Here is a 19,380-nt window from a genome sequence, read left to right as displayed (position 1 = left end):
TTTTAGATGCATTCATATGCTGATATATTACTTCTTAGTTGAATCTAAGATTACGCGTAATGGCTAGACCAACACTTTGAACATCAATGGTAGTCTCGGGTCTGAAGATGTGATTGTAGTAAGCAAAAACGTTCCAATCGTAGTTGTGATAACCTACCATCGGACGGATGTATGCTCCACCTGTGTTCACAGAAGTAACTCCGGAAAGAAACGTGTATCCAATGTCAGTTCCGACAAAAATGCCTTCTGGCTGAGGATAGAATCTCAATAAAAGACCAAGTGGAATAGCTCCAAAACCATCATTCATCCCCTGGTAAGCAGGAGCTTCTGATTTCTCAAAGTATTTGGAATAGCCCGTTGCGATTCCTACTCCAAAATTATTTGTTCTCAAAAACTGAGCGGCTAAGTCCAATCCCAATACAAAAGAAGAATAACTGCCAACTGCACTAGATGGAGCACCGATCAATGCCCCTACTTTTAACCAAGAATTAGTTTGGTCGATTTCTTCCAAGCTACGTTCTGTCTGAGCAAAAGCACTCACACTGAGTATAAGTGCCAAAGCGGTGATGTAAAATTTTTTCATGATTTTGTTATTTCAGATACCTTAACCAAAGCCAATGCCTTGATTTTTTTAGAGTCCTCAGGAAATGCTTTTACTGGCTATAAATTTGATTTTTTGGACTTTAGGTTATGATTCCAAGAAAATCTCCAGGTTTGAGAAATCGAGTGTGCCTTAAACAAATCGGGTAAAAGTTCCCCAAAAAAGGGAAATGATGAGGGGGTTAATGATTTATTAAATTAGAAAAACAGGTTTCCAACTCCTGCCTAAAGAAAGACACCAAACAGAAAAAGCTAAGGTATTGGAGATACAAAGCAGTAATCGACTATCAGCTTCTCAATACTTACCTTGAGCTTTTGCCGAACAAGAAGTAGTAAGCTATTACAAAATTCACTTTCGAAACGCTCTTGGGGAATTTCCGACAATCCCCTTAAAAGCCCTGTTGAAGTAGGACAAATTCTCAAAACCTACGGTGTAGGCTATCTCTGAAATTCCCAAGTCTGTTTCTTTCAATAGTTTTTGGGCTTCATTTATCCGAAGCTGAAGCACGTAGCGCGTAAAGGTGGTACGCGTACGAAGCTTAAAAAAGCGGCAAAAAGCTTCTTTACTCAGATGAGCTTCTGCGGCTACTTCATCCAATTTGATCTGTCGAAACCGATTTTCCAGAAGAAATTGTATCACCTGATCTATGCGCTTACCGTCTCGTTCCGAAAGCCCTCGCAAAACTAAGGGGCGATTCAATGACACCAAATCTTGTCCTGATTCTTCCAGAATTGACAATAATTGGATGGCAAGCTGAAACTGGATCAATTTTGAGCTTTTGGAAAAAGCTTTGAAAAGCTCCAAGATGGAATTTTTGCTGTCTCCAAAAACCTGAAAACATAATCCTGAAAAATTTTTAAACCTCCGAAGTGTCTGTAGTTCCTCCAATTCACCCAATGCTTTTCCCAAAGCATCAAAATCAAAAAAAATTGTGTTTCCAGCTGATTTAAACCCTTCCTCTCCTCCAAAATATTCCAAATCACTTCTAAAAACATGTGGTGCATTTTCTCCCAAAAAAAACACATCTCCAGCCTGAAATCGGCCCACATAATCTCCACTGAGAAATTGACCTTTCCCCTCCAATATTACTGTCAATTGCAACTGAGGATGTTGATGGAGTTTGTCATAAAAATGTCTTCCTCTGTCCTCTTGATACCGGACAAATTCCCGTTTGGATTTTGGAATCTGGAAAGAAATAACTTTAGTCACGATCGCTAACTAGTATTATTTTGAATAGAAATAAAATCAAATTTCTAAATTAATATCAATATAGTATCACAAAGTACTAATTCTGTGAAAGAAATGAGGTTTTGAACCTTCTAATTTTGAAATAAAGTAAAACGCTCAAAGATTCTTGATTTATGCTGCTCTTCGTGTTTTGCTAAACCTAAATCTAAGAATCACCCCTAAAAATATTTAACCCTCCCTCTTCTTGGGGGATAACTCAACATTCTATGAATTGGAAAGGTGTATTTCCCGCAGTGACGACCAAATTTCACGCAGACGGAAGTCTGGACATGGATCTATTTTTCAAAAACCTCGACTTTCAGATGGAAAGTGGGGTTCATGGGATAATCCTCGGCGGGACATTGGGCGAAAGCTCTGTTTTGTCCCAAGAAGAAAAAATCACACTAACTCGCGAAACAGTCAATTACATCAATGGTAAAGTTCCTGTCATCTTGAATATCGCAGAAGGTGCAACTCAGGATGCGCTCTTTTGGGCCAAAAAAGCTGAAGAACTCGGGGCTTCAGGCTTGATGATCCTACCTCCTATGCGCTACGGCGCCGATGCAAGAGAAGTAGTGACCTATTTTAAAACCGTCGCTAATTCCACCAAACTCCCGATGATGATCTACAACAATCCGGTGGATTATAAGACTTTGGTGACATTAGACATGTTTGCAGAATTAGCCGACTGTCCAACTATTCAAGCTGTAAAAGAATCGACCCGGGACATCTCCAATGTTACCCGCATGATCAATCGATTTGGAGACCGCTTCCAGATTCTCTGTGGAGTGGACACCTTGGCTATGGAAGAACTGCTGATGGGTGCAGTGGGTTGGGTTGCAGGCTTGGTTTGTGCTTTCCCGAAGGAAACAGTGACCATTTACGACCTGATTCAAGGGGGTGAATATGAAAAAGCCCGTGAAATCTACCGCTGGTTTTTACCCCTTTTGGAATTGGACATTCATCCCAAGCTTGTTCAATACATCAAGCTTGCCGAGCAACACTGTGGAATCGGTTCTGAGCATGTCCGTGCGCCTAGATTGACACTGATCGGTGAGGAAAGAGAAAGAATTGAGGGAATTATTACCGAAGGCTTGGCAAAAAGACCGAAATTGTAAAAAAGCGGGAAGCTTGAAGACCGAAGATCGAAGCATCTTCTGTCTTCGGTCTCCGGTTTTAATTCAATCTTTCAATTTTAAAATTTTCCAATTCGATGACCTACGACTCAATTTTCAGCGCAGCCCAAGAAGCATTCCTTTTCTATAAAAATGTCTCGGGTAAAGAAAAGGCTGCGTTTTTAGAAACTTTGGCAGAAATACTGGAAGCCCATCGGGCTGAAATTGTTCCTTTGGCGGTCAGAGAATCCAACCTTCCCGAAGGTAGAATCAATGGAGAATTGGGACGTACAACAGGACAAATTCGCCTTTTTGCCAACTTGGTAAAGGAAGGATCCTGGGTGGAAGCTACAATTGATCCTGCCGATCCAAACAGATCCCCATTGCCCAAAGCAGACATCCGCCGTATTCTGACTCCGCTTGGACCTGTGGTTGTTTTTGGTGCAAGCAATTTTCCCTTGGCATTTTCCACAGCTGGAGGGGATACCATTTCTGCCCTCGCTTCCGGATGTCCGGTTATCTACAAAGCCCATCCTGCCCATCCCGAAACTTCCCAAAAAGTCGCTGATTGCATTCACGAAGCCATAGTAAAGTCAGGTTTGCCTTCGGCCTTGTTTACACATATCGAAGGTGGGATTGCAGAAGGACAAGCCTTGGTGAAGCATCACCTTGCAAAAGCCGTAGCATTTACAGGTTCCCATGTGGGCGGCAAAGCACTTTTTGACCTCGCTAATCAGCGGGAAGAACCGATTCCTGTCTATGCAGAAATGGGCTCAGTGAATCCGATTTTCACCTTTCCCAAAAAACTCGGAAACGAAGTAGTGCCATTGGCAAAGGCTTTCATCGGGTCACTGACACTGGGAGTGGGTCAGTTTTGCACCAACCCGGGATTAATCTTTGTACCAAAGGAGCATGCCATAGCCTTTGAAAATGCAATCGCAGACGAACTGAATGATATTGCCTCGGCACCGATGCTACACCCCGGGATTGCTCAGGCTTATTACGATTCGATCCAATATTTACAATCCCGGGAAGAACTCCGTTGGGTCAAAGTGGCCGATCCGAAGCATCTGATCAATGGAAGTACAGCTTTGGCAGAAATCAAGGCAAAAGACTGGTTAAGTGATGCTGTCTTTCAAAAAGAGGTTTTTGGCGCATTTGCCATGATGGTGGTGTACAAAAGCGAAGATGAACTCTTGGAGATTGCTAAAAAGCTTCACGGGCAACTGACAATTACCGTTTGGGCTGAGGCCGAAGAACTTCAAAATCAGCTTTTTCTCCTCAATCTATTGGAGGAAAAATGCGGCAGGTTACTATTCAAAGGCGTCCCAACCGGCGTTGAAGTAGGATATGCCATGCAACACGGCGGACCCTATCCCTCCACAACCGCCCCAAACAGCACCTCCGTCGGTGCTCATGCCATCAAGCGTTTTGTCCGCCCGATTGCTTTTCAGGATATGCCGCAGGAATTATTACCTGACGCGCTACGAGATGGGAACCCGCTGGGGATCTGGAGGATGGTGAATGGCCTAATGACGAAGTAAGATTTACGAAATACGAGCAGATGGGTAGCTATTTGCCTCCACTATGATATTGAACATATTCTACTGTTACTATTCTTCTCAAGGTGACAGCAATTTTCCAATCTTTCAATTTTAGAATTTTACAATTCTAACATGCCAACAAGACACACCTTCTCCTGCATAGACGCCCACACTTGTGGCAATCCTGTCCGCGTAGTTTCCGGTGGAGTTCCTTTTCTGCAAGGAAACAACATGCTGGAAAAGCGAGCGTATTTTCTCGAGCATCTCGATTGGATTCGAACCGGGCTGATGTTTGAGCCTCGGGGCCACGACATGATGTCCGGCTCCATGCTTTTCCCTCCGCATGATCCTGAAAACGACTTTTCGGTCCTTTTTATCGAAACCTCAGGTTGCTTGCCCATGTGTGGTCATGGCACGATTGGGACGATCACGATTGCCATTGAGGAGGGATTAATTCATCCCAAAACTCCGGGCTTTCTGAGAATGGAAGCTCCTGCGGGTTTGGTGTTGGTCGAATACAAGCAGGAAGGCAAAAAAGTCAAATCGGTCAAGCTGACCAATGTGAAAAGTTTCCTGGCCGCAGAAGCGTTAGAGATCGAAACCGAAGAGCTTGGAAAGCTAATTGTCGATGTTGCATATGGAGGCAACTTCTACTGCATCGTTGATCCACAGGAAAACTTCGCAGGAATCGAACATTTCAGAGCGGAGCAATTGATCACCATAGCTCGAAATCTCCGCCAAAAAATGAATGAGAAGTACGATTTTGTCCATCCCGAACATGATCGGATTCGAGGGCTTTCTCATGTGCTTTGGACTGGGAAAACATTGGATCCAACCAGTACCGCAAGAAATGCAGTCTTCTACGGTGACAAAGCCATTGATCGCTCGCCCTGTGGCACGGGCACTTCGGCACGGATGGCCCAATGGTTTGCCAAAGGATGGCTGAAGCCGGGAGATGAATTCGTTCATGAAAGCTTTATCGGATCGAAATTTATCGGAAGGATCGAGGAAGTGACTGAAATTGCCGACAAACCTGCCATCATCCCGAGCATCGAAGGCTGGGCAAAAGTCTACGGATACAACACTATCATTCTGGACGACGACGACCCGTATGTCCATGGATTTCAAGTAATTTAAAAGACGCTAGAAATAAGATATAAGTATCAAGATTTGCGGCGACCCATTGTCTTGCCTCTTGATACTAACTACTTGATACTTCAAATGAAGCCAACCCTCATCATCGGCGGCGGGATCGTCGGATTATTTTCGGCCTATTTCCTTCAAAAAGAAGGAGTCGAAGTCACTATTATCGATAAGACCGACCTTTTGGATAATTGCTCTACCGGCAATGCAGGGATGATCGTCCCGAGTCATATCATTCCGCTTGCAGCTCCGGGAATGATCACCAAAGGAATTTCCTGGATGTTTTCTTCCAAAAGTCCTTTTTACATCCATCCCCGTCTTGATCTCAAACTCGCGAAGTGGTGCTACCTCTTTTTCAAAGCTGCCAACGAAACGCAAGTCAAAAAGGCAATTCCATTTCTGAAAAATCTAAGCCTATTGAGCAAAGTGCTATATCAGGAGTTCCGACAGGAACATCCAGAGTCAGCCATTGCCTTGGTGGAAAAAGGTTTGATGATGGCCTATCAGACAGAATCAATGGAAAAAGAAGAGGTGGAGTTTGCACTTTTGGCACGAAAATATGGACTGGAAGCAGAAATCTTAAGCCCTGAGGATATCCGGAGCGTGGAACCAAACCTGGAGCTTAAGGCTCGGGGGGCCGTGCTATTTCCGGGTGATGCGCATCTGGACCCAGGGGCCTTGTATAGCTTTTTGAAAAGCTATTTGGAGGAAAAGGGCGTGAAATTCCTGACCAAAACACAAGTCCTGGGATTTGAAAAATCAGGATCAAAAGTCGACGCGGTATTAACCGATCAGGGAAAATTTGAAGTCGCCAAAATTCTGTTCTGCGGTGGATCCTGGTCAGGGGAATTAGCCAAAATGCTGGGTTTCACTCTTCCGATGATGGGTGGAAAAGGGTATTCGTTTATTCAGAAAAACACACCTGAGATCAAACAAGCCACTATTCTCACCGAACAAAAAGTAGCGGTGAGTCCCTATGGCGAAACCATCAGATTTGGCGGTACGATGGAAATTGCCGGTACCAACCAGTCGATCAATATGAATCGGGTAAGGGGGATTTTTGAATCCATCAACCGCTACTACCCGGAGTTTCAGGCAAAGTTTCCCGAGGAAAATCAGATTTGGAAAGGCTTACGACCATGCTCTCCCGACGGTTTGCCATACATCGGTTTCGCTCCCGGATATTCCAACGTCTTGGTTGGGAGCGGGCATTCGATGATGGGGATCTCCCTCGCGCCTGCCACAGGAAAAATCCTGGCTGAGTTACACCAGCAGAAGGAGACCTCGATGGAAATTCAGGGATTTGAAGTAGGGAGGTATTCCTGAAAATTTAAGAAAATCCGTGAGTTTAGATGAAGTATCTAAGCCAACGGACTTTCTTAAAATATGAATTTTAACTTCTTACATCAGTTCAATTTTCTCAGGTATTTGAAGAATTCGGAGTCTGTGGAAAGGATAATGCTGGTGTTTTCATCCATAGATTTTTCGAAACTTTCCATTGTTCGAAGAAATTTGTATAGGTCGATAGATGTTCTGTTTTTGTTGTAAGCCGAAGCATAAATATCAGTGGCTTCAGCGTCTGCACGCCCTTTTATCTCTTCCGTTTCTCTGAATGCTTCTGATTGAATCTTAGCCAGATCTCCTTCCTTGTTTCCTTCGATTACACGCGCTTGGCCTTGGCCTTCGGATCGAAATTGATCCACAATCCCATTCTAGGTATCGCTTATCAAAAAACTGAACCTTATACAAAAAGGGTGTCTTGAAATTGATCCCCGGCGAAGTTCCCGGCTCGCCTACAGGCTTTCCAAACTGAGTGACAATGGCTTGTTCGGTTTAGTCAAGAATAAAATAACTGTTGAATATCAAAAGGGTCAAAATGACTCCAATTACTTGCATTTTCAAGTCCTATACGCAAACCATTTCACTAACATTTAACCTAAAAAAATTAACCCTCTCAAAATTTCAAATCCTGAGAGGGTTATACTCAATTTTTAAAAAAAATTAAAATCCCACAAAAGCCGGCGGTTCTACGCCATTGGCTCTGAGATACGCAATCGCTGAGCCGCGATGATGCGTGCTGTGATCGATCAATAGCGCCTCGACTTGTCTTCTACTTACGGTATTCCCAAATACCTCGATTTTTTCAGCCGCATCGGCCTCATTCAAGGCCTTCACACTTGCTGCACCATAATCATAAGCCTGAGCAACAAAAGCTGCCAAAGCCGCACGGTCTGCCGTAGCCACATCCAAGCTAGGAGTAGCTGCTCCTCCTTTTAAGAACCCCTGAGAAATGCCAACTATGGCAGCGCCAATATGGTGAATCTGCTCTTTGAAGGACATTGCTCCCGGATCAGTTTTGTAATCCATGCCTGAATCCGGCATTTTTGCCAACACATCAAGGGTAAATTTCTTGCTGTTTTCCCATTTTCCCAGAAACTCCTCTTTGGTAGTCTGAGCCTGTGCCATTGCTCCGAAAAGCATCAAAGTCGCTGAAAAAAAAGCGACGAAAGTTGATCTAACAGTCTTATTCATAGGTAAATAAATTTGGTGGAATGTTAAAGTTCCGCTATTCCCCAGTCAATTCAAATGGAAAGTCTAATTTTGATCCATGAAGAATTTATTGATTTTGTTATTGCTCCTTGCTGGAATGACTTCCTGCGAAAAAGCCTGGCTCCCCAAGCCTCCGGGCTACAACAAAATAGACTTGCCCAAACATGCCTACACGAGATTAATTGGAGCGTATCCTTATCAATTGGATTTTTCCACATCAAGCCAAGTTGAGCCTGATTCTTTTAATCTTAAAGAAAAGGCATGGATTAATCTTAATTACCAGGACTTTGGAGCCAAAGTACATCTGACTTACAAAAAAATTGATGGTACGAACACAAAATTTGAAAAGCTTTCAAATGATGCATTTAAACTCACTGCAAAGCATCAAATCAAAGCCTACGGGATCGAAGAGGGTGTGCTGATCACTCCAAACGGATACACGGCTGTCGTTGCTGAACTGTCAGGAGAGGTTCCTACTCAATTTCAGTTTTTTGTGACAGATTCTACAAACCATTTCCTCAGGGGAGCAGTGTATTTTAATACAGCGATGAAAAATGATTCGTTGGCACCTGTTATTGAATACATCAAAATCGACATGACACATTTGATGAATTCAGTGAAATTTGTTGATTAAGTCGCCACAAAGACCCAAAGACGCTAAGGGATTCTTATGTTAAATAAAAAGAGGCTGTCTCAAAAGGACTGTAGGTGTCAGCCTAACCCTTCGACTCCAGTCACCCTGAGCGGAGTCGAAGGGTCAGTGTGACAGGCGTCGAAGGCCATTTACAGCGAATGAGACAAACAGCAGTTATGAGACAGCCTCTTTTTAACAAAAAACGCTATAACTTTTTCAACAGCCTCTTTGAGAAAAGACGACAGTCTTTGTATGCTTTACTGTCTAGACTTAATGCAGCTTTTTCCATGCAGAAATGATAATCCCTCCTCCCAGAATTGCGATACCTGCTGCAATAAACCCAGGTAATAAATTTCCATAAATAAAGAAGCCTGTGGAGAAAAGGGCGGCATAGACCATCACTGTGCCCGTCAGCATCAAGCCGATTTCTTTTGGCAGTTGACCTTGCTCCTGCTTCTCAGCAGGATATCTGTCCAGAACTTTTTTCCAACCATATGCTGCCGGAGTTACTTTTCTGTAAAATGAAAGTAAGATTTCATCCTTTTCGGGTTGGGTCAAAAAGGTTACCAAAAGCCAGCCTATGGTAGTGATCGAAACTGAATACACCAATTTCAGGTAAGCTTGATTCTCCGGGATCAAGATCCAATTTACTTTTGGATTGATCACTTGGAAGAAAATTGCCACCACAAAGGATATTGCCATCGCAGAGATCTCAGTATAGGCATTGATCCTCCACCAAAACCAACGAAGGATAAAAATCAATCCCGTACCCGCCCCGATCTGAAGCAGAATTTCAAAGGCATCCAAGGCAGAAGACATCGCTAAAGCTAAAAATGCAGATAGCACCATTAGAACCACCGTTGAAATCCTACCCACAGCCACCAATTCCTTGTCTGTGGCTTCGGGCTTCATAAATCTGAGGTAAAAGTCATTCACAATATAGCTAGACCCCCAATTCAAGTGTGTAGACAAAGTAGACATCACGGCCGCTATCAAGGAAGCCAAAACGATTCCAATCAGACCCGTCGGCAAATAAGTCAGCATGGCAGAATAGGCCAAGTCATCACCAAGTTTGTCCACAGGGATGTTTGGAAAAGCCGCTTGAAGGTCTGAGATATTTGGATAGATCACCAGTGAAGCAAGGGCAATCAAAATCCAAGGCCAAGGTCTCAGCGCATAATGTGCAATATTGAAAAACAAGGTAGCACCGATAGCATTTTTTTCATCCTTTGCGGAGAGCATCCGCTGGGCAATGTATCCTCCACCACCAGGTTCAGCGCCCGGATACCAGGTCGCCCACCATTGAATGGCGATAGGCATGATGAATAGCGGAATGTACATATTCGGATCACTGAAATCCGGAAGGAAATTCAATTTGGTAGATACCACCTCATGTGAAAGCAGATTGCTCAGGGATCCTATTTCGGGCAGGTCAAGAATATAATAGGCGGCACCAAATGACCCTGCCATAGCAATAAAAAACTGGAAAAAGTCAGTCAGCAACACACCTTTTAATCCTCCAAGGGAGCTATACAGCACGGTGACGATAGACGCTATCAACAAAGTCTCGTAAGGCTTTAATCCCAGCATGACCCCGCCAATCTTAATCGCTGCAAGTGACACGGTGGCCATGATCACTACATTGAAAAATAGCCCTAGGTATAAGGCACGAAACCCTCTCAAAAAAGCAGCTCCTTTGCCCGAATAGCGCATCTCATAAAACTCCAAATCAGTGGTCGCCTCGGATCTTCTCCAGAGTTTGGCATAGACGAACACCGTCAGCATCCCTGTAAGCAGGAAAGCCCACCAAGCCCAATTGCCGGCTACGCCATTTTTGCGCACCAGATCTGTCACCAAGTTTGGTGTATCAGCCGAGAAGGTAGTAGCTACCATGGACACACCAAGTAGCCACCAAGGCATATTTCGACCGGAGAGGAAAAACTCTTTGGCCGAACTCCCGGCAGATTTTGCAGTGAATAGCCCTATTCCGAGGGAAATTATAAAGAAGGCTGCTATGATGCCCCAATCCAAGGCGGTTACATTCATAAGGTCTGGGTTTAATTTGGCGTCCAATTAACAAAAAATTTCTTTGAATGATGAAAAGCTTCTTTAATATTTTTGAAAAATAAAGGTAAAGTAGAGTCCTTGCATTACCTCCAAATTTTTCAAAAGTCAAATTCAGCAAAATTCCTTTTCTTCCACCTATTTTCGCACCATGAACGTAGACTTGATCCCTATTCTTACCCAATCCTACACCTTCCTACCTGATCAATCGCTCTTAATTTCAGAATTAGGCGAAGGACTAATTCACGAAACGCTATTGATAGAGGGTAAAACCAAAAAATGGGTTCTCCAGGGATTCAATGAAGCTGTTTTTAATTTTCCCGAACGAATAGATTACAATCTCACTTTATTAAACACCCATTCGAAAACACATTCTCTGCCTTTTTTGCTACCCTTACCTATTCTAAACAGTGCTGGAAAAGGACTGACAAAAATTGGCGGAAAAAATTATCGCCTTTTTGATTTTGTAGAAGGAAAAACTCTTCAGCTGATTGAAAATCCAAACCAGGCATTTCTCGCGGCGCAGGCCTATGGGGAATTTGCAAACTGGGCAAAAGACATCAGAGGAGAGGCAATGCAAGAAACCATCCCCAATTTTCACCGCTTGGATCTTCGCTTCCAAAAGCTGGAAGAAGTCAGCCATTCGAGAAAGAAACTCTCTTCAGAAGAAAGGGAAATACTGGATTTTTATCTAAAGCAAAAGCCTTTAATCGATTGGTATTTGGCACAAATAAACGAACTGCCAATTCGGGTAACCCATAACGATACCAAAATCAACAACCTGATATTCGCTGAGGATTTATCGAAAGTTGAGGCTTTGATCGACCTAGATACGCTGATGGGTGGATTTCTGATGTATGATTTTGGGGATTTGGTGCGAACTGTCACCTGTACTTCTCCAGAGACCTCGACCAATTGGGAAGAAATTCAGCTTATTCCTGAAATTTTCGAAGAATTACTGAAAGGATATTGGGAAGGAGTAAAAGGCATCGCTACATCAAATGAAGCGAAATCTTTGATTTTCGGAGGCGAAATCATGACCTTGATTATGGGTTTGCGCTTTTTCACAGACCACCTGCAGGGCAATGTTTACTATCGGGTGAGCTATCCTGAACAAAACTTCCATCGGGCCAAAAACCAGCTGATTTTCCTGAAGAGTCAGCAAGACTCTCGAGAACTGCTGATCCGCATTTGGGAGAAAGGCACAGGCCTAAGTTATTGATTCCTGACAATTGATTTCAAAAACTTGGCTTTTGAACTTGAGCAGACTTAATTTGCTTTTCCCAAAAAAACAGCTCCCTTGACCGGAATTTTTGACACAAGAATCGAATACCTGAAAGGCGTCGGCCCGCAAAAAGCCGAGCTACTCAATAAGGAGCTAAATATTTTTACGTATGGGGAAATGCTTCAGCATTACCCCTTTCGATATGAAGATCGCACGAAGTTTTTCAAAATCCGCGAACTCAGTGATGACTTGGAAAATGTGCAGGTAATCGCACGAATCAAAAAAGTCGAGCTCATCGGTACAGGAGGAAAAAAAAGATTGGTGGCCCATGTTTTTGATGATACGGGCGAAATGGAAATGACGTGGTTTAAGGGAATCCAGTGGGTTCAACGGAAACTTCCGCCCGGTGCGGCTTTCATATTCCTTGGCAAACCGGCCCAATTTGGAAGAAAGTGGAGTATGGCCCATCCCGAGATGGAACCTGTGACATCTGCAAATGAACAGCGGAATAATTTTCAACCGGTCTATTCCACCACAGAAAAACTTCGGGCGAGATTTTTGGATTCCCGGGGAATTTCAAAAATTCAGGAAGTCCTGGTTCCGGCAGTTTATCCCCATATCCCGGAAACGCTCTCCCTGGAAATTCTTAATCAGTATCAACTCCTCGGCAAGCAGGAATCTATACGTCAAATTCATTTTCCAACAGCCCCGGATCTCCTTCATCGGGCGAGGAAGCGGCTGAAGTTTGAAGAATTTTTTTACTTACAACTCAGGCTTCTGAAAATGAAAGTGACCCGGACAGAAAAATCCCGCGGTCAGATTCTTTCCAGCACAGAATTGCTGACTGATTTCTACAAAAACCACATTCCCTTTGAACTTACCAATGCCCAAAAACGGGTAATCCGGGAATCCTACACCGATTTGAAGTCGGGGAAACAGATGAATCGTCTGATACAGGGTGATGTGGGAAGTGGGAAAACCATGGTGGCTTTTATCTGCACATTGATTGCGATTAGTTCCGGAGCGCAGGCCTGCCTGATGGCTCCGACGGAGATTTTGGCAAATCAACATTACGAAGGGCTGAAAGAATATTCCGAAAAGATGGGGATAAAAATCGCCCTGCTGACCGGTTCCACTAAGAAATCTGCCCGAAAAGTAATTCATGAAGAGTTGCTCAATGGAGAATTGAAAATTCTCATCGGCACCCATGCCCTTTTGGAAGATATTGTTCAATTCCAAAATCTTGCACTTGCAATCGTGGATGAACAGCATCGCTTCGGAGTAGCGCAGCGGGCAAAACTTTGGGCGAAAAATGAAGAATTCATCCCACATGTCTTGGTAATGACTGCAACTCCGATTCCAAGAACCTTAGCGATGACTTTGTATGGAGACTTGGATGTGTCTGTGATCGATGAACTGCCCGCAGGAAGGAAACCTATCCAAACTGTCCATCGCTACGATAAAGACCGCTTAAAAGTCTTTGGCTTTATCAATGAGGAAGTAAAAAAAGGCAGGCAAGTCTACATCGTTTATCCTTTGATCGAGGAATCTGAAACCATGGACCTCAAAAACCTGATGGATGGATACGAAAGCATTTCAAGGGCTTTTCCACAATACCCACTGAGCATCGTTCATGGTGGCATGAAATCCGATGCGAAAGACTACGAAATGCAGCGCTTTATCAAAGGCGAAACCAAGATCATGGTGGCTACTACGGTCATTGAAGTAGGTGTCAACGTACCAAATGCCTCGGTGATGATCATCGAAAATGCGGAACGGTTTGGACTTTCCCAGCTTCATCAGCTCAGAGGAAGAGTGGGGAGAGGCGCGGAGCAAAGTTATTGTGTGCTGATGAGTAAATATGAGCTTTCGAAAGATTCGAAGGTACGCTTGGAAACAATGGTGCGAACCAATGATGGATTTGAGATTGCCGATGTAGATCTGAGGTTGCGAGGTCCCGGGGATATGATGGGAACGCAGCAGAGTGGGATCACAGATTTGTTGATCGCCGATTTGAGTAAAGATGCACCAATTTTGACTTTGGCGAGAGATGCAGCACAGCAACTTTTGGCAAATGACCCGGAGCTGAGTCAACAGGAAAATTCAGCGATTCTGAGGCAGGTGAAGCAGCAGAAGGCAACTGCGGTGAATTGGAGTCGAATTAGCTGAAAGAGGTTGAAAAGTGGTAAAGTTTTAAGGTTGCAAAGTTGTACCGATCTTTTAGCCCCAGTGATTTTTTAAAAAAGTGATTTATTTTTTTGATTTAAACATAGTTCCAATTCTTCTGAAAATCTGCTTTTCCTTTTCCCAGAAGAAGTTGAACTGCCCGAGAATAAAGCCATAAATCAGGAGGAAAATCTGATAAAGCGGTAAGATAAGAATCAAGTAAAGTACCGTATTGACAAATCCCTGTCCTCCACCACGCTCCACCCCAAAGAAATTCAGGATTGGGTTTTTGATGAAAAGTATTGTGAAACCCGTACAGGCAAAAACCACCAATACCAAAACTACCTGAAGCAAACTATCCAGTTTCCACTTGGTCTGAAGGCGTTGAAGAAATCCGGGTTTTTGGTTTGCCATATTGTGAGTTAGGTGGGCTATTCAAAGGTTTAGTCTTCACCTGCTAGTTGTAGGACCCTTTTTTCGAGATGTTCGGAGAACCTGAAATCTGTTAATTTGATTCGCTCCAAAGCAGGTTTTATTGAGGAAATCAAGTTTTGTTTTTTTGCAATTATCAAAACGCCTAGCGTTCCTGAGATTTTTAAGCCAAGTTTTTCGGCAAACTTTCTACCCTTGAGATCATCAATTATTAAAAGTGGATCCGTTTTTTCCAAGCATAAAGCAATAGCACTTGATTCTCCTTTATCTAAAGATGCTTCTAAAATTCGTTGATAGGTTTTGTTTATTGGGGAGTCTATAATTATCCACTTTGGCAATGGAAGTTCATATTCAGTTGCGATTTCTGGTGTAATAAAAACAGTGTGAAATAATCTTTGAAGCAAGTCCAATTCACCAATTTTCTGCAAAAGAATCAAACAACTTGTATCAGAAATGATACTTTTTTGCATTTTCTACATCACTTTCTAAATCAGATTCTGAATAATTAAATAGTGAAACTCCAAAATCCCCCAAACTTTCCATAAATGCAGCTTTCGTCAACCCGACAAGTTCCGCACCTTGCCCAAGAGAAAGCTTTCCTTTCTGAACCAAGCGTGCAGCGATTGCCATAAGGGCTTCCTTATCATCAAATTCAACTGTGTTTGGAAGTTTGATCTTAAGCGTTTTCATATCTTGAATATACTTATAATTAAGCTTTATTCATTCATGCCGGGTGTTTTGATTCGTTTAGAAATACTAGAAACCACGGATGCACCGTTTTTCATGTGCATCTGTGGCTTAGAAATCACCAGCTAAAAACCCCTTCATTCAAACTTTTCAAAGCCGGATTTTTATACTGAGCATCGACCAAAATCGAGACATTGTGACGGCTGCCCCCATAAGAAACCATCCGCACAGGAATATCTACCAGAGAATCCATCACTGATTTGATCGCTCCCTTGGTTTCGGAAACCATATTGCCAACAACACAAATGATCGCCTGATTCCGATCTACCTCAACTGTTCCAAAAGCTTGAAGTTCTGAGATGATTTGCTCCAGATGACTCAAATCATCGATCGTCACCGAAACAGCCACCTCGGAAGTGGTAATCATGTCAATCGGGGTCTTATACTTTTCAAAGACTTCAAATATCCTCCTCAAAAAGCCATAGGCCAAGAGCATTCGACTGGATTTGATTTTTATGGCTGTAATTCCATCTTTCGCAGCGATGGCTTTCACTCCTTTGGTTTCGACAGATTCCTTGATCAAGGTACCATGCGCAGACGGCTCCATCGTGTTTAGCAATCTTACCGGAACATTGTACAATTGGGCTGGCCAAATGGAAGCCGGATGAAGGATCTTTGCGCCGAAATAGGCCAACTCAGCGGCCTCATCAAATGAAAGTTCTGCGATCGGACGGGTCTTGTCCACGATTCTCGGGTCATTGTTGTGCATACCGTCAATGTCAGTCCAAATCTCGCAAACTGAAGCCTTGATAGCTGCGGCGATCAGTGAAGCAGTATAATCGCTTCCTCCCCGCTTGAGGTTATCAACTTCATTTTTATGATTTTTACAGATATATCCCTGGGTGATGAAAAGTCTTCCATCCGGATATTGGGAAAGTATCGCTGTGAGTTTTTCGGAGATTTTCCCCAATTCCGGTTCAGAATTTTCATCAATGCTCATGAAATCCAAGGCCGGCAGGAATACTGCCGGGATTTCCAGTTCTTCCAAAAGTGTGTAAAACAACTTGGTGGAAAGCAATTCTCCCTGAGCCAGAATATCTCGGTTTATAGCTTCATTGAAGGAGATTTTCAACAGAATATTCAAAAACTCAAAATGCTCTTTGATAATCGCCTCAGCCTTCGCCCGAGTCGGAGCTTTTCCCAATAAAGCTGGATAAAACCCCAAATAATGCGAATAAAGCGTGTCAATACGCTCTTTGGCCAGCGCTTTATCTCCTGAAGCCAAAGCATCGCCGATTCCCACCAGGGCATTGGTGGTACCAGAGAGTGCAGAGAGTACCACAATCGTAGGCTCATCGCCTCGGGTAATCAGGTCTTTCACCTGATGCATTCGCTCGGGACGACCCACAGAGGTACCCCCAAATTTCATGATTTTCATGGTCGTAATTATAGGTTTGAATAAGAACAGTTTTGGTCGCGAAAATCAATTGACAAAGCAATCTTGTTTCTTGCTTCTTGTCTCTTAGACTTGATACTAACTACCTGATACTTGATACTTTCAGAATCCAAGCATCTTGATGGCGGTGATTGCTGCTTCGTCGCCTTTGTTACCGTGCTTACCGCCTGCGCGATCCATGGCCTGTTTTTGAGTGTCTGGTGTCAAAACCCCAAAAATTACCGGCTTGTTATACTTCAGTCCGACATTGGTGATTCCATGTGCCACGGCATCACAGATAAAATCAAAGTGTCGCGTTTCGCCCTGAATCACGCAGCCAAGACAAAGTACCGCATCGATGCTATCGTCCTGAGCACACCATTGTGCTCCCAAGGTTAGTTCGAAAGATCCGGGAACATTCTTACGGATGATATTTTCTTTACTGGCTCCATGCTGAAGCAGTGTCTGATAAGCGCCGGAGTAAAGTGCCTCTGTTACCTCTTCATTCCATTCAGAAACGATAATGGCAAATTTCTTGGAACTGATATCCTGAATATTTTTTGAGCTGTGCTCACTTAGGCTTTTGAGTGATGTGGCCATGAAGTTTTGAATTTGAAGGATTGTTAAAAACAAAAAAGAGTAAGACCTAAGGCCCTACTCTTCTAATAATGCGGTAAACACCAGCATTACTTAGCGGCAAGGCCTTCCAAGCGAGCTTTGTGTTTTCGTGCTGCAGCGTATTCAAATGACTCGTAGTACTTTTCTTCGATCTCAGAATAAGTTGCAATTGCGTCTTCCAACTTGCCAGCTTCTTCCAGGGCTACAGCCAATTTGGTCAAATACTTTGGTGAAGTAAATTTATTCTCGTTGGTGCGAGCTGCTTTTGTATAGTTAGAGATAGCAGCGTCAAAATTCCCAAGTTCCAAATTAGCATCGCCAATTAGAGAATATGCTTTTGACTGTACCAGATAATCGTCAGCAGAAAAATCTTCCAAATGTGACAAAGCCTCCTCAAAGTTCTTTTGGGAAAGATAGATTGAACCCAAATAGAAATGTGCAAGGTTGGCTGCGTCAGTTCGAGGATAATTTTCCACAATGCTCAAAAAGCCTTTGTTGATTCCGTCACCGTTGATTGCAAAGTCCACGCTGTCCTGCTCGAAGAAGTACACCGCCTGAAACATTTCAGCCTGTGCTTTTTCATTTTTATTTTGGTTGTTGATCTGGAAGAAAAGAATTCCGCCGATCAGGGCGATAGCAGCTGCTATCACACCACCTAATACTTTACTGTTTTTCTTTAAAAAAGCTTCACCTCTGCCGATTCGCTCTGCGAGTACTTCCGGATTTTCCAAGACCTCGTTTTGGGTTGCTTTTTTAGATTGTTTTGTCGCCATGTTACTCAAATTTCGGTCGCAAATATACGGTTTTTATCAAATACGCAAGCCCAAACAAAAAAGCCATGAACTCTGGAAAGACTTCATGGCTTTCTGTGTCTTTTGACTTGGTTTATTCCATTACAAAAGGATAATCTTCCTGAACGTAGACATCTTTGAAAGCATCCTGTCCATCAGGTAGCGGTGACTCCTCGGCAAATTTCACCGCATCGTCCACCTGCTTTTTCACTTTCTTGATGATCGCTACGATCTCTTCCTCGCTGAGGATCTTATTATCTCTGATCGTGCCAAGCACTTGCTCGATCGGATCGCGCAGCTTGTATTCTTCGACTTCTTCTTTGGTTCGGTATTTTTGTGGATCTGACATAGAGTGACCTTTGTAGCGATAGGTTCTCATTTCCAACAAAGTCGGCCCATCGCCTCTTCTCGCACGTTCTGCTGCTTCAGCTACTGCCTCATGAACGGCTTCCACATTCATTCCATCCACAGCGAAAGAAGGCATGTCATAAGCTTCTCCGATTTGATAGAGTTCGGTGACATTAGAAGTACGTGCTACGGAGGTTCCCATCGCATAGCCGTTATTTTCGATTACAAAAATGACGGGAGTTTTATAAAGCATTGCCAAATTGAAGGATTCATGCACCGCACCCTGACGGACCGCACCGTCACCCATGTAGCAAATTGCCAGATTTTTTGTGCCTTTGTATTTTTCTGCCCAGCCCAAGCCCAGGCCCATAGGAACCTGTGCGCCTACGATCCCATGACCACCTGCAAAGTTTCGTTCTTTGTCAAATATGTGCATGGAGCCGCCTTTACCTTTGGTTGTCCCAGTCGATTTTCCAAACAATTCCGCCATCACAGCTCCCGGATCGGTACCCAATCCGAGTGGATGTGCGTGACATCTGTATGCGGTGATCCACTTGTCATCCTTAGTCAAAGCACTGATGGAACCGGAAGCACAGGCCTCCTGTCCGATATACAAGTGGCAGAATCCACGGATTTTTTGCTGACCATAAAGTTGCCCCGCTTTCTCCTCAAACCTCCTCATTAAGAGCATACTCTCATACCAGAAAGTATAAGTCTCCTTTGAATATTTTACTTTGGACTTGGTCGCTGCAGTTTTCTTTGCCATATCGTACTGATCAAAATATGCTATTTTAGACCTC

The 19,380-nt window shown here is 43.5% G+C and carries 18 protein-coding genes and 1 pseudogene; 7 read left to right on the top strand and 12 right to left on the bottom strand.

The annotated features are described in order from the left end of the window. Positions 1-34: 34 nt before the first annotated feature. Both BLQ81_RS05945 and BLQ81_RS05940 read right to left on the bottom strand, forming a co-directional pair. A complete protein-coding gene (locus BLQ81_RS05945) occupies positions 35-583 on the bottom strand; it encodes a hypothetical protein (RefSeq protein WP_092729038.1) in 549 nt (182 codons plus the stop codon). A 366-nt stretch (positions 584-949) separates the two neighbouring features. Further along, entirely contained in the window at positions 950-1,810 is an 861-nt protein-coding gene (locus BLQ81_RS05940; RefSeq protein WP_092729037.1) for an AraC family transcriptional regulator, read from the bottom strand. A gap of 245 nt (positions 1,811-2,055) precedes the next feature. On the opposite strand from BLQ81_RS05940, the gene BLQ81_RS05935 reads away from it, so the two are divergent. From BLQ81_RS05935 to BLQ81_RS05920, 4 genes are all read left to right on the top strand, one after another. Next, positions 2,056-2,946: a dihydrodipicolinate synthase family protein gene (locus BLQ81_RS05935; RefSeq protein ID WP_092729036.1), complete on the top strand. Its 891-nt coding sequence runs from the start codon at positions 2,056-2,058 to the stop codon at positions 2,944-2,946. Positions 2,947-3,041: 95 nt separating this feature from the next. After that, positions 3,042-4,487 carry an aldehyde dehydrogenase (NADP(+)) gene (locus tag BLQ81_RS05930; RefSeq protein WP_092729035.1) on the top strand — a complete coding sequence of 482 codons (1,446 nt, stop codon included), beginning with the start codon at positions 3,042-3,044 and terminating at the stop codon, positions 4,485-4,487. A gap of 132 nt (positions 4,488-4,619) precedes the next feature. Next, positions 4,620-5,624 carry a 4-hydroxyproline epimerase gene (locus BLQ81_RS05925; RefSeq protein ID WP_092729034.1) on the top strand — a complete coding sequence of 335 codons (1,005 nt, stop codon included), beginning with the start codon at positions 4,620-4,622 and terminating at the stop codon, positions 5,622-5,624. A gap of 84 nt (positions 5,625-5,708) precedes the next feature. Then, positions 5,709-6,956 (top strand): NAD(P)/FAD-dependent oxidoreductase, encoded by a 1,248-nt coding sequence (locus BLQ81_RS05920; protein WP_092729033.1) that lies wholly within the window; start codon positions 5,709-5,711, stop codon positions 6,954-6,956. 80 nt (positions 6,957-7,036) lie between these two features. On the opposite strand, the pseudogene BLQ81_RS05915 reads toward BLQ81_RS05920, so the two are convergent. Then, positions 7,037-7,451 (bottom strand): annotated as a pseudogene (locus BLQ81_RS05915) (hypothetical protein). A 180-nt stretch (positions 7,452-7,631) separates the two neighbouring features. Continuing rightward, positions 7,632-8,162, bottom strand: coding sequence for a DinB family protein (locus tag BLQ81_RS05910; RefSeq protein WP_092729032.1), 531 nt, complete (start codon positions 8,160-8,162; stop codon positions 7,632-7,634). Positions 8,163-8,238: 76 nt separating this feature from the next. On the opposite strand from BLQ81_RS05910, the gene gldD reads away from it, so the two are divergent. Then, entirely contained in the window at positions 8,239-8,814 is a 576-nt protein-coding gene (gene gldD, locus BLQ81_RS05905; RefSeq protein ID WP_092729031.1) for a gliding motility lipoprotein GldD, read from the top strand. 270 nt (positions 8,815-9,084) lie between these two features. Here the strand turns inward: gldD and BLQ81_RS05900 are convergent, their stop codons facing one another. Then, positions 9,085-10,860 carry a sodium:solute symporter family protein gene (locus BLQ81_RS05900; protein WP_092729030.1) on the bottom strand — a complete coding sequence of 592 codons (1,776 nt, stop codon included), beginning with the start codon at positions 10,858-10,860 and terminating at the stop codon, positions 9,085-9,087. Positions 10,861-11,029: 169 nt separating this feature from the next. Between BLQ81_RS05900 and BLQ81_RS05895 the strand changes: the two genes are divergently transcribed. Next, entirely contained in the window at positions 11,030-12,100 is a 1,071-nt protein-coding gene (locus BLQ81_RS05895; protein ID WP_092729029.1) for a phosphotransferase enzyme family protein, read from the top strand. Between the two features lie 78 nt (positions 12,101-12,178). Continuing rightward, positions 12,179-14,272, top strand: coding sequence for an ATP-dependent DNA helicase RecG (recG, locus tag BLQ81_RS05890; protein ID WP_092729028.1), 2,094 nt, complete (start codon positions 12,179-12,181; stop codon positions 14,270-14,272). Between the two features lie 81 nt (positions 14,273-14,353). Here the strand turns inward: recG and BLQ81_RS05885 are convergent, their stop codons facing one another. The 7 genes from BLQ81_RS05885 to pdhA form a co-directional block, all read right to left on the bottom strand. Continuing rightward, complete coding sequence (locus BLQ81_RS05885; protein WP_092729027.1) at positions 14,354-14,683, bottom strand: DUF6787 family protein; 330 nt, start codon at positions 14,681-14,683, stop codon at positions 14,354-14,356. 29 nt (positions 14,684-14,712) lie between these two features. Beyond that, positions 14,713-15,171 carry a DUF3368 domain-containing protein gene (locus tag BLQ81_RS05880; protein ID WP_092729026.1) on the bottom strand — a complete coding sequence of 153 codons (459 nt, stop codon included), beginning with the start codon at positions 15,169-15,171 and terminating at the stop codon, positions 14,713-14,715. Next, the gene (locus BLQ81_RS05875) at positions 15,149-15,391 is read right to left on the bottom strand and encodes a UPF0175 family protein (RefSeq protein ID WP_092729025.1); all 243 of its coding nucleotides are present in this window, start codon (positions 15,389-15,391) and stop codon (positions 15,149-15,151) included. Before BLQ81_RS05875 ends, BLQ81_RS05880 begins: the two co-directional genes overlap by 23 nt. Before the next feature lie 115 nt (positions 15,392-15,506). Next, a complete protein-coding gene (locus tag BLQ81_RS05870) occupies positions 15,507-16,826 on the bottom strand; it encodes an aspartate kinase (RefSeq protein ID WP_092729024.1) in 1,320 nt (439 codons plus the stop codon). 120 nt (positions 16,827-16,946) lie between these two features. Further along, entirely contained in the window at positions 16,947-17,423 is a 477-nt protein-coding gene (gene ribH / locus BLQ81_RS05865) for a 6,7-dimethyl-8-ribityllumazine synthase (protein ID WP_092729023.1), read from the bottom strand. A gap of 86 nt (positions 17,424-17,509) precedes the next feature. Next, complete coding sequence (locus BLQ81_RS05860; protein WP_092729022.1) at positions 17,510-18,214, bottom strand: tetratricopeptide repeat protein; 705 nt, start codon at positions 18,212-18,214, stop codon at positions 17,510-17,512. Between the two features lie 112 nt (positions 18,215-18,326). After that, entirely contained in the window at positions 18,327-19,346 is a 1,020-nt protein-coding gene (gene pdhA, locus BLQ81_RS05855) for a pyruvate dehydrogenase (acetyl-transferring) E1 component subunit alpha (RefSeq protein ID WP_092729162.1), read from the bottom strand. Positions 19,347-19,380 lie beyond the last annotated feature (34 nt).

This window comes from Algoriphagus alkaliphilus (assembly GCF_900103735.1).
Classification (GTDB): Bacteria; Bacteroidota; Bacteroidia; order Cytophagales; family Cyclobacteriaceae; genus Algoriphagus; species Algoriphagus alkaliphilus.
This window is presented reverse-complemented; position numbering and strand designations above follow the sequence as displayed.